Below are 10,899 nucleotides of genomic sequence, written 5' to 3'. Positions count from 1 at the left end.
TCCTTGAGATAGCCATCGCCGGCAAGCCGGCTCCTACAAGGGGGGTGCGCAGGTTCGAAAGCTGCATCCTTCCCTAGCTACGACTCAAATACGCCTTCCCATAATGCCGCTCCATCCGCGCCTGAATCAGCTCCAACCCAATCGACATCACCCAGTAAATCACCGCCGCCGTCGTCAGCATCTCGATATAGCGATAGCTCGAGCGTCCATACGACTGCGCCAGAAACATCACCTCCCAAACACCCATCACCGAGATCAGTGACGAGTCTTTGAGCATAGAGATGAATTGATTGGTGGTCGGCGGGATGATGGTGCGCATGGCTTGCGGCAGGGTGACGCGCCAGAAGATCACGGTTTCGCGCATGCCCAGTGCCAGCGAGGCTTCGCGCTGGCCGTGGGGGACGCCGAGGATGCCGGCGCGGAAGATTTCGCTGAGGTAGGCGCCGTAGTTCAGCGACAGGGCGATGATGCCGGCGACGACGGCGCCCGGCACGATGCCGAGTTGCGGCAGGCCGAGGTAGATCAGCAGGATCTGGATCAGCAGCGGAGTGCCGCGAAAGAACGAAGCGTAGAAACTTGCGATGCCGAAGGCCACGGCGCTTTTCGACAGCCGTGCGAGGGCGGTGATGAAGCCCAGCAGCGACGACGCGACGATTGAGCACAGGCACAAAAACAGGGTCAGCGCCGCGCCTTGCAGAAAGCCGTTCGGCGCCAGGTGCAGGCCGATCAGGTTGGGCAGCTTGTCGAGGATGATCGAGAACTTCAGGTCGAAGCTCAGGAAGAAACTGGCGAACAGACTCAGCATTGCCGCCCAGGTCAGGTACAGCCGCGTGCGGAAACCGAAGATCCTTTGCAGCCGGGACTCAGCCACCGGTTGTGGCGGCTGAGGAGGGTTGGGAAAGGAAGTCATTTGCTGATGTCGGCGCCGATCCATTTTTGCGAGAGCTTGCTCAGGGTGCCGTCCTGTTTCAGTTGCGCGAAGACGTCACGCACCTTGGCGTCCCACTGCGCATCGCCTTTTTCGATGGCCACCGAGTTCGGCTCCGAGTACAGCGGTTCGCCGGCAAGCTTGAAGCGTTTGTCTTCGGTCAGGCGCGGCTGCGCGGTGACCAGGTTGGTGAGGACCGCATCCAGTCGCACGCCAGCGCCCAGTCCCAAGTCCTGGAACGCCACGTTGTCGGTGTCGTACGGGGCGATCTGCACGTTTTCAAATGGGTACTGCAACTGCGTGTCTTCGGCGCCTTCGATCACCAGGTTTTTGTTCAGGTAGCTTTCGTAGCTGGAAGCACTGGTGAGGCCGACTTTCTTGCCGCTCAGGTCCTTGGCGCTGTGGATGCTGTCGTCCTTGGCGTTGACCACGATCACCGCGGGTGAGGCGTAGTACTCGACCGGGAAATCAAAGACTTCGGCGCGGGCCTTGCTCGGGGTCATGGAGCAGATGCAAATGTCGTAGCGTCCGCTCCAGCGGCCGGCAGCGATCACATCCCAGGAAGGTGTTTCGAGGCGCAGTTTGACCCCGAGTTTATTGGCCACGGCTTTGGCCACATCAACGTCGAAACCGTCGAGCTGGTTCTGGTCATTGAGGAACGAGAAGGGCGGATAGCTTTCCATCAGCACGCCGACCAGTTCTTTCTTTTGCTCGATGCGGTCCAGCGTGGCGCCGCCGAAGGCTTGGGTGGAGGCAGCCAGAATCGTCAGGCCCAGGGCCAGTAGTGGTTGAAGTTTCACAGTCGACCCCTGATAAAAAAATGGTTGTTATTAACCGGATGGTGCGTATTAAATAGTTATAAGAACGACTCTGGTAGTGAGTTATTTTCATAAGCATATGAGTAAAAAGCATATGAGCGCAGCAAGCACAGTGATTCTGGATGGCGGCATGGGTCGTGAGTTGCAACGCCGGGGTGCGCCATTCAGACAGCCTGAATGGTCGGCGCTGGCCTTGAGCGAAGCGCCGCAGGCCGTGGAGGCGGTGCATGCGGCTTATATCGAAAGCGGCGCGAACGTGATCACCAGCAACAGCTATGCGGTGGTGCCTTTTCACATTGGCGAAGAACGTTTTGCGGCTGAGGGTCGAGCCCTCGCGGCGTTGGCCGGGGAGTTGGCCAGGCGTGCGGTGGACGCTGCGGGCAAACCGGTGCGTGTGGCGGGTTCATTGCCGCCGTTGTTCGGTTCCTATCGTCCGGATTTGTTCGATGCAGCTCGGGTAACGGAATTGCTCGCGCCGCTGGTCGAGGGGCTGGCCCCGCATGTCGACCTGTGGCTGGCGGAAACCCAAAGCTCGATCGTGGAAGCGCGAGCGATTCACGCCGGTCTGCCGAAGGACGGCAAGCCGTTCTGGCTGTCGTTTACCTTGAAGGATGAGGACACGGACGAAGTCCCGCGTTTGCGTTCCGGCGAACCTGTGGCCGAAGCGGCTGCGGTGGCTGCGCAGCTGGGCGTCGAGACGTTGCTGTTCAACTGCAGCCAGCCGGAAGTGATCGGTGCGGCGATTGATGCGGCGCGGGCAACGTTCGAGCGTCTGGGCGTGAAGATTCACATCGGCGCGTACGCCAATGCCTTCCCGCCGCAACCGAAAGAGGCGACGGCCAATGACGGTCTGGACCCGTTGCGCGACGATCTGGACCCGCCGGGCTACCTGCATTGGGCGGCGGACTGGAAAGAGCGCGGTGCCAGCCATTTGGGTGGGTGCTGCGGGATTGGGCCGGAGCATATTGCGGTGCTTGCCCAGAAATTGGTGTGATGCCATTCGCGGGCAAGCCTCGCTCCTACATTGGATCGGGTTGATCACAAATATTGTGGTCGACCTAAAACCCTGTAGGAGCGGGGCTTGCCCGCGAAGGCGTCCGTCGAGGCGCCGCTGATTTACCCGCGACACTCCGCCAGAGTTTTCACCTGCCCCGACCCCGTCTGATTCTCATCACTCAACCATCGCTCAAACCCCGCCCCAACCACCGGCCATTCCGAATCCAGAATCGAATACCAGGCCGTATCCCGGTTCTGCCCCTTCACCACCATGTGCTGGCGGAACACCCCTTCAAAACTGAACCCCAACCGCTCCGCCGCGTACTTGGAACGCGCGTTGCCGTTATTGCACTTCCACTCCAGACGCCTGTAGCCCAGCGCGAACGACTCTTTAGCCAGCAGATACACCGCCTCGGTACTTTTCGGCGAACGCTGCATCGGCGCGCCGAAGGTAACGTGGCCGATTTCAATACGGCCCTGAGACGGAACGATCGACATCAAACTGAGAATGCCTTGCACATCGCCGCTGGCACGGTCGATCACGCTGAAGAAATACGGGTCGCTGTTGGCCGCGTGATTGTTCAGCCAGTCGTTGAAAACGCTGCGCTCCGGGAAAGGACCGTATGGCAAATAATCCCAGAGTTTCGGGTCGGCGCCCGGACCTTGCAGGGCTTTGAACAAACCGTCGCCATGGCGCGCCGGGTCGAGTTTTTCCAGGCGGATGAAGCGCCCTTCGATGGTTTGCACCGTTGGCGCCGGGACGCCTTTCCAGTCTGCGAGTGAAGTCGTCATGTCGTTCTCCTTGAACCTTAAAGGGCTTTGCGGAACTGGATGAAACCAGGGCGCTCGGCGATGCGCTCGTAGAGCTGGATCGCGGTGGCGTTGGTTTCGTGGGTCAACCAGTGGACCTTGCAGCAACCGTCCGCTTTGGCGGTCGCGTAGACAAATTCGATCAGTTTGCGGCCGACGCCGGTGCCGCGGGTTTCGGGTGTTACCAACAGGTCTTGCAGGTAGCAGGAGTTTTCGATGCTCCAGTTCGACCGATGGTAGATGAAGTTCACCATGCCGACCGCTTTGCCGTCGCGCCACGCCAATGCCGAATGAGTCGGTTCATTCGAGTCGAGCAGGCGTTGCCACGTGCTGTCAGTGACAGCCTCAGGCAGTTCGGTGTTGTAGAAGCGCAGGTAGGCTTGCCACAACGGCAGCCACGCAGCGTGATCAGCAGCGGTGACCTGGCGGATTTCAATCTGACTCATGTTCAATCCTTAGCGCATCAAGTGGGCGAGGGCCTGGTCGTGCACGTCGGGGCTGGCGGCGAGCCCCTCGCGCACACCGGCGATGTCTGCGGTGCTGCGGTTCTGGCTGAGTTTGCGTTTGCCTTCCAGGCGCTGGATCGGCAGGGCAAACCCGACGATGGCCTTGAGCATGCCGTCGATGTAGTCGGCGGGTGCGTCAGCGACTGTCCATGGTTGGGCGCGACCGGCTTCATGGCGATCGGTCAACGCACTGACCAGGTTAAGCAGGCGGTCGGCGTCGGTGAAAACCTCTGCGGTGCCGTAAGCGTGCACGGCGACGTAGTTCCAGGTCGGTACGACTTTGCCGTGCTCGGCTTTGCTCGGATAAAAGCCCGGGCTGATGTACGCGTCGGCACCGGCGAAAATGACCAGCGCTTCGGCACCGTTTTGCAGTGCCTTCCATTGCGGGTTGGCCCGGGCGAAATGACCGTACAGGGTGCCATTCGGACCTTGGTCAGGGCTGAACAACAACGGCAGGTGACTGGCTTGCAAGCCTTGCTCGTCGTGGGTGATCACCACGGCCAGGCGCGTGTCGAGTATCTGCTGCTGCAGTTCATGCAAATCTTTGATGGCAAAGCCGCTGGGGTTGTACATGGAAAAATTCCTTGGCGAATGCGTCCATCCTAGGCAGGCTATTGGTCTGTTGTAAGAGCCATTAACGACCAATTTCATAGGTCCATTGCCATGAGCGAAGCGCCGCTTTCCCTGTCGTTCAACCCCGCCGGTATCGAACTTGACCGCCGTCAGGGGCTTAGTCGTCAGCTCTATCAGGCCTTGCGCCTGCGGGTGCTCGACGGGCGATTGGCCAGTGGCACTCGATTGCCGGCCAGCCGGGACTTGGCGGCGGCGTTGGCGATTTCCCGCAACAGCGTGGTTCGCGCCTACGATCAGCTCTACGCAGAAGGCTTCATCGAGGGACGTGTCGGGGACGGGACTTACGTCGCGCAATTGCCTCAAGCGGCGTTGCCCACGAAAAAACTATCCACAAAAGTATCCACAGGGTTGTCAACAGGGTTACCCACAGCCTTATCCACAAATTGGCTGGATTTACCTGTGGTTTCATCCAGTAAAGTTATCCACAGCGGAGCGCTGGGGCGCGTTGAAAAGAACCATTTGGCCACGCCGCCCAGCGGTCCGCCTCGGGCTTTTCGGGTGGGCGTTCCGGCGTTCGACCTGTTTCCCTTCGAGGTGTGGGCCAAGCTGAATGCGGCTTTCTGGCGTAAACCGGATTTGCAGCAGCTGTGTTATGGCGATCCGGCGGGCGATGCGCGCTTGCGCGGCCTGATCGCCGCTTATTTGCGCAGTTCGCGGGGGATGCAGTGCACGGCTGAGCAAATAGTGATCACCAGCGGCGCACAGCAGGGGATTAGCCTTTGTGCACAGCTGCTGGTGGAGCCGGGCGACGGGGTGGCGATTGAAAATCCGGGGTATCGGGCGGCAGGTCATGCGTTCGCCGTGGCCGGGGCGAAATTGCATGGGGTGGCGGTGGACGGCGAGGGCATCGACTGCACCGAACTGGCCCGGCTCAGCGATTGTCGACTGGCCTATGTCACGCCTTCGCATCAATACCCGACCGGCGTGGTAATGAGCCTGGCGCGGCGTCTTGAATTACTCGCTTGGGCGGAGCGCAATCAAGGCTGGATCGTCGAGGACGACTACGATGGCGAATACCGTTACAGCGGCGCACCCCTGGCGCCGTTGGCGGCACTCGATCGGCAGGGCCGGGTCTTGTACGTCGGGACCTTTGGCAAAGTTGCATTCCCGGCGTTGCGCCTGGGTTATCTGGTGTTGCCGCCGGCTCTGGTGCAGGCGTTTTCTCAACGTCGAGCGGTGGACGTCCGGCATTCCGAAGTCAGCACCCAGGCAGTGATGGCCGAGTTCATGGCCACCGGGCATTTCCAGCGGCACATCCGCCGCATGCGCCGTGCTGCCCTGAGTCGACGCAATACGTTGCTGGCGGGCTGGCCGCAGAACATCCCCGGCATCGGCAGCCTGCCGAGTGTCGCCGCAGGGTTGCATCTGACAGTGGCGGTCAACTCACAGGTGCGCGAGTACGAACTGATAGAAAAAGCCGCCAGCGTCGATGTCGAGATCAATGCGCTGAGCAGCTATTGGTTGCCGGACTCGCAGAAACCGGTGGACCAGCGTGCCGGGCTGGTCCTGGGTTTCGCGGCGGTGCCCGAGGCGGCCATCAGCACCGCACTCGGGCGACTGGAAAAGGTCTGGCGCCGTTAAGCGGCCACGGCTCACCCCGACGCAAGACTTACGATTTTGAGGCCGACGGCAGCACCTTCGCGAAGAACAGTGCAGTCGCCAGTTGTGGGCTGATTTCGCTGCGATAAATCGCAATTGCGTGGAGATCGTCATTCGCACTGCGCGCTTCGGATGCGCCGCCCAGCAGCCGTTGCTGCACGGTTTTCAGATGCGCCGCCGTGAACGTCTGAACAGGCGACGCGGGCTGCGCATAGTGAAAGTGTGCATACCACAGAACATTTTTGCTGGTGTGGTCACGGACCTCATATTCCTCGAGGAAGTCTTTTTTTCGGCTTTTGAGCAAGCGTCGGCCGGGGTTCCTGACGATGTCGACCTGACCTTCGCTTTGCAGCCACTGGACCCGCTCGGCCGTCGGCGGCTGTAGTTTTGTCATGCCGATTCGCGTTGCGCGTCCCTGACTGTAGAGGCGGGTTGCTCCGTCATTCAGCTGCTTGACCAGTGTCACGGCAGACCCCGGACCGTCATCGGTGGCGTTGCTGGAAATCAGCGCTTCGTCGATTGCCTTGGCGGCCTCCTGCAGTCGATGGGCCTGCTGATGGAACATTTCCTCGATTTCCACGGGAATTCGCCGCGCTCCTTTCGAATGGGCGTCCGTTCGGCGGATGAATGCCTCCAGCCCGTCCAGCATTGCCTGACCTTGAACAACGCTTGTACCCAAATCGGGTCGGATGACAACAGGGGAAACCGGCTTCGCGGCCACTCGTTCAACCCAGACACCCGGGGTTTTCTCATGAAAGGTCGAGATGACTTTGCCTGTCAGTGTCGAGGTTACGTCGACCAGCTCTGATCCGTCCGCCACGGCATCGGCGCGTAGTTGGCCGACCACCGTGCCGTTGTAACGGGTCTTGATGATGCGTTTGGCAAGAGCGGTCGGCAGACGGGAAGGCCCAGGTTGCGGTTCGAGCGCCTGGCGCTCGCGCAGCAGGTTCGCCAGGTGCTTCACGGTGCGCTGTTGAAACGCGTCGATGCGTTTGCGCATCAGGTCGAGCGCGGATTGCAGGAACTGACCGGGGAACTCGCCGGGCAGGTCGATGATGCGCTGATCGGTGACCGTGAGTTGCTCCACCAGATCACTGAGCCCCTCTATTCGCCCCGGCAAGCGCAACACGCCTTCGTCAGCGGCCAGATCCAGTGAAGCCTGAATGGCGAGCGCTGCGTTTTCGACAACGCTCTCCAGCGCCGGGCGTGCTTCATGCGTGAGCGCAACCGAGGGTGCGAGGCACAATTCCTGGGCCAGTGTGATCTGGAACAGTTTGAGGTCCTGTAAATCGAACGTCGGCATGTTGGCCTTGACGTCACGGATCACTTCCACGGCTTCTTTGCCGAGCAGGTTCAGTTGCTCGAAGCGCGATTGCGCAAATTCGATTTTGTTGATGTAGCTCTCGGTCAGATCGCTCATGTGTTGAAAGGTCTGTCGGGCGGCCTGCGTGTTTTCCGTTGGTAGTGTGTCGAGAAGATTGAGAGAGAGACGCATTTGATTGTCGAAAACAGGGCGCTGGTGGTCGAACCATTTCTCCAGCAGCGATAGCTGGAAATCCAGACGACTGATCATCGCTTTTCGGAAATTGGGAATGGCTTCGCGAGCATTGAACGCTTTCATCTGTTCAATGTTGGCGCTGATGAATGACATCTGCGCGTCGAGCATTTCAAGGTACAAGCGGCGATGGGTGGTGGTGGCGTTCGGTGCCTTCGCGTTTTTTTCAGCGTCCTTGAGTTCTGTTTCCCGGCTTTTGACCTGGCTTTCGAACGCGATCATTTGCTGTTTCAGTTCCGCCTGGTGCTGCTTGTTTTGCTGCACCAGGCGTTGCTTTTCCTTGCCCCCGCCCCGCAGCCTCAACCGCGTATCGATAAACCATTCGCCGCTGGCGTTCTTGATCAGCAACGGCCCGGTGCGCGGGGGGGACTGGCGTGAGTCAATGATCTGCACGTCGTTATTGTCGTTGAGGGTGACTTCGAACCATCGCTGGCCGACCTTCGCATACCATTTTCCGTTAAGTGAATTGAGGTGTTGGTGAGGGCCGGCCGCGCTGGAGGCGACGGCCATTCCCTTGGGTTCGGCGATGGCCAGCTCATCCAGCAAGGTGCCCAACGCTACAGGCGGCAGCGTGGCGGCAGCGTGGCGGCAGCGTGCAAAGACGTCTCATGGGTGTGAGGCAGTTGATTAAGGTCGGGCAGGCGAGTGACCGTGATTTTCTGCGCAGGCTTGAGGGGCGGTGTGACCGGTGACGGCTCGAGTTTCTCGGCCAACCGCGAGACCGGTTTATGGCGAGCCGCAGCCCGATGAGCCAGTACCATGCCGAGCGTTAACAGCAAATCGGTCACGGCAGACCAGGCGAGCTGACTGTCTTCGCTTTCTGCGGCATCGGTGATTCCCTGCAAGTCGTCCATGATCTGCCAGATCCACGCGGCAACCCCGGCAGTGCGCCCGAGGAAGGGCAAGGCGACGTTGAACAGCATCCATGCACCGTGCTTGAGCGTTTCCCAGCGAGCTTGCGCATTGGACACCGATTGGCGGTCAGCCAAGGTGATCATGGCGTTGGCATTGGCTTTGAACAGCGGCGCCAGTGAATCATCATCAAGGGCTGCTGCACTGAGCGACACCGCGCCCATCTTGCCCAGCGCTGAAGTGGGATCGACCAGCAATTGGGTCAGGGTCCAGACCGAAGGCAACTCACCGGAAAACACGTACTGGGAATAGTTGAAGCGCACGTCGTCGGCCAGCCACGCCAGGACCGATTGGCGAAGGGGTTTTTCATGCTTGATCGCGTACAGCAGATTGGCTTCGTTCGGGTACTGCGTCAGTGAGGGCACGAGCAATGGCCGGTAGAGCAGGCACGGTCCCTGATCAGTGGAGCGCGGGCCGATGACGAACATATTGGCAACTTCGTCGCCCTTGCTGTCGGCGCTTTCACTGCTGATAAAAGCCAGCGGGCGAATGACAATCTCGTGCCCGTTCACTCGGCGGTCGGCCGCGCCTTGCTGCAGGGCTGCGTTGACGAATTGGTAGCCTTGTTCATCAATGCCGGCTTCGCCGCGCATCTTGTGTTGCAGCGCCTGCAAGGGCAACTGGGTGCGCAGATGACGCGTGTAGAGCGTTTGTCGGCGCAACGATTCTCGCGAGTCATCCAGCAACTTGCGCTTGATCAGCGCCGGGTAAACCGCGCCGATATCGACCTGGGTCACGAGTTTTTCCAGGTAAACGGCTGTCATCCAGACGGGCACAGGGTCGCCGTTTTTGTACTGCACCGTTTTGTTGCCCAACGGAACGGCAATCAGGTTTTGCAGTGCCAATTCGATCAGCGACAACGTAACGGTCTGCGTCTTGCCGGGGACCACGACAGCGCCCAGCACGATGACGCTGGTGATGCTGATTTGAATGTCCTTCAGATTCAGGTCCGCTGCCGTTGGATGATCCTTGATCATCTGCTCTCGCAGGGTTTGCAGGGTAAATTCCGGCAGTGAAGCGATGCCTTCGTCGAAGGTTTTTCCCGCGTCCTGCTCCCGCAACTGCGCTAGGTCCATCAGGTGTCGGCTGTAGCGGGTCAGGTCCGCTGACGATGCGTTGCTCAGCCAGCCTGTTAGTAATCCCTGAACCTGGTTGAAGCGCGACGAAGGCAGGGCTTCAAACTCAGTGAAGCTCTTCGCCGCCGCGCTGATTTGCGGTGAAAATCTGGTTGGCATAGCGCTCTGGAATGTATTGAAGGCACCGATGGCTTCGGCTTCGAGTGCGATCAGTGCACACGCCTGTTGATGAAAGAAATTGCCCTCGGGTTCATACAGGCGCCATTGCAGGGTCTGCCCGGTGCTTGACGCCCCAGGGTTTGCAAACAATGTTTCGCCCAGCGCCGCAACAGAGTCGTAACGCCTGAACCCTTCGGTAATCGAGTGGGTCAGCACCAGTGTTCGGGTGCCCAACGTGCCCACAAACACCGCGATATCCAGAACCCGCAGATGTTTGCTCTGCGCGCTTTCAACGTGTTCGGTGTCGATCAGGCAGGCCTTGGTCAGGTACTTGTCCTGCGCGCGCCGTGTGGCCCGGTCCGGATGAGTGAACACGGCAAGGGCCATTGCTTTTTGATCGGCATCCCAATCGGTGGCCTCGTCGAGGTTCCAGATGTCCTGCAGCGCCTGCGAGAGCTGATGCCAGCGCGGGGTCGAAGGGCTTGTCTGTTGATTCCAGTAATCCAGTTGCTGTTGCTGGTAGGCGATGAACAGCTGCGGTGCGAGCGTATTAATCAGTGAACCGATGGCCGTGATGTTCACGGGCAGTTGAGCCGGCGGTGCAACGCCCGGTTGCAGGGTCAGGAAATGCTCGCCATCGATGAACGTCACCGTCGAACCCGACAACCCGAGCCGCACCAACACATCGGTGAGCGATTCATACAGGTCATTGCCCGGCACGACCTCGCTGCCGGTATTGAGCCAGGTCGGAGTGACGACCGTGGCGAGCGTCGGATCAATCTTCAAGTGCGGGTAGAGCGCGTTGAGTGCAGGCGCCAATGCAGTCGCTGCAACCTCTCTGATCGAGGGGCCGGTGACCAGTTGGGTCAGTACATTTTCTGCACTCGGGGAAAGGGTATCGGACATG

General features: G+C 59.9%; 7 protein-coding genes and 1 pseudogene. 2 read left to right on the top strand and 6 right to left on the bottom strand.

The window, feature by feature from the left end:
• Positions 1–73 precede the first annotated feature (73 nt).
• Positions 74–910, bottom strand: coding sequence for an amino acid ABC transporter permease (locus KGB24_RS05195; RefSeq protein WP_223416510.1), 837 nt, complete (start codon positions 908–910; stop codon positions 74–76).
• Entirely contained in the window at positions 907–1,728 is an 822-nt protein-coding gene (locus tag KGB24_RS05190) for an ABC transporter substrate-binding protein (RefSeq protein WP_008038142.1), read from the bottom strand. The genes KGB24_RS05195 and KGB24_RS05190 overlap by 4 nt, the downstream gene beginning before the upstream one ends.
• 112 nt (positions 1,729–1,840) lie before the next feature.
• On the opposite strand from KGB24_RS05190, the gene KGB24_RS05185 reads away from it, so the two are divergent.
• Positions 1,841–2,740, top strand: coding sequence for a homocysteine S-methyltransferase family protein (locus KGB24_RS05185; RefSeq protein WP_223416509.1), 900 nt, complete (start codon positions 1,841–1,843; stop codon positions 2,738–2,740).
• Positions 2,741–2,862: 122 nt separating this feature from the next.
• Here the strand turns inward: KGB24_RS05185 and KGB24_RS05180 are convergent, their stop codons facing one another.
• Genes KGB24_RS05180 through KGB24_RS05170 form a run of 3 tightly spaced genes read right to left on the bottom strand, consistent with a single transcriptional unit; the run spans position 2,863 to position 4,631 of the window.
• Positions 2,863–3,534 carry a GNAT family N-acetyltransferase gene (locus KGB24_RS05180; protein WP_008030727.1) on the bottom strand — a complete coding sequence of 224 codons (672 nt, stop codon included), beginning with the start codon at positions 3,532–3,534 and terminating at the stop codon, positions 2,863–2,865.
• A gap of 17 nt (positions 3,535–3,551) precedes the next feature.
• Entirely contained in the window at positions 3,552–3,998 is a 447-nt protein-coding gene (locus tag KGB24_RS05175) for a GNAT family N-acetyltransferase (RefSeq protein ID WP_223416508.1), read from the bottom strand.
• A 9-nt stretch (positions 3,999–4,007) separates the two neighbouring features.
• A complete protein-coding gene (locus KGB24_RS05170) occupies positions 4,008–4,631 on the bottom strand; it encodes an FMN-binding negative transcriptional regulator (protein ID WP_223416507.1) in 624 nt (207 codons plus the stop codon).
• Between the two features lie 90 nt (positions 4,632–4,721).
• On the opposite strand from KGB24_RS05170, the gene KGB24_RS05165 reads away from it, so the two are divergent.
• Positions 4,722–6,272, top strand: a complete 1,551-nt coding sequence (locus KGB24_RS05165) for a PLP-dependent aminotransferase family protein (RefSeq protein WP_223416506.1) — start codon at positions 4,722–4,724, stop codon at positions 6,270–6,272.
• Between the two features lie 28 nt (positions 6,273–6,300).
• On the opposite strand, the pseudogene KGB24_RS05160 reads toward KGB24_RS05165, so the two are convergent.
• Positions 6,301–10,898, bottom strand: a pseudogene (locus tag KGB24_RS05160) (dermonecrotic toxin domain-containing protein).
• Position 10,899: the final 1 nt, after the last annotated feature.

Origin of the sequence: Pseudomonas sp. BF-RE-25, from assembly GCF_019956105.1 — a bacterium.
Classification (GTDB): Bacteria; Pseudomonadota; Gammaproteobacteria; order Pseudomonadales; family Pseudomonadaceae; genus Aquipseudomonas; species Aquipseudomonas migulae.
Note: the sequence above shows the minus strand (reverse complement) of the source record. Positions and strands in the feature narration are given on the sequence as shown.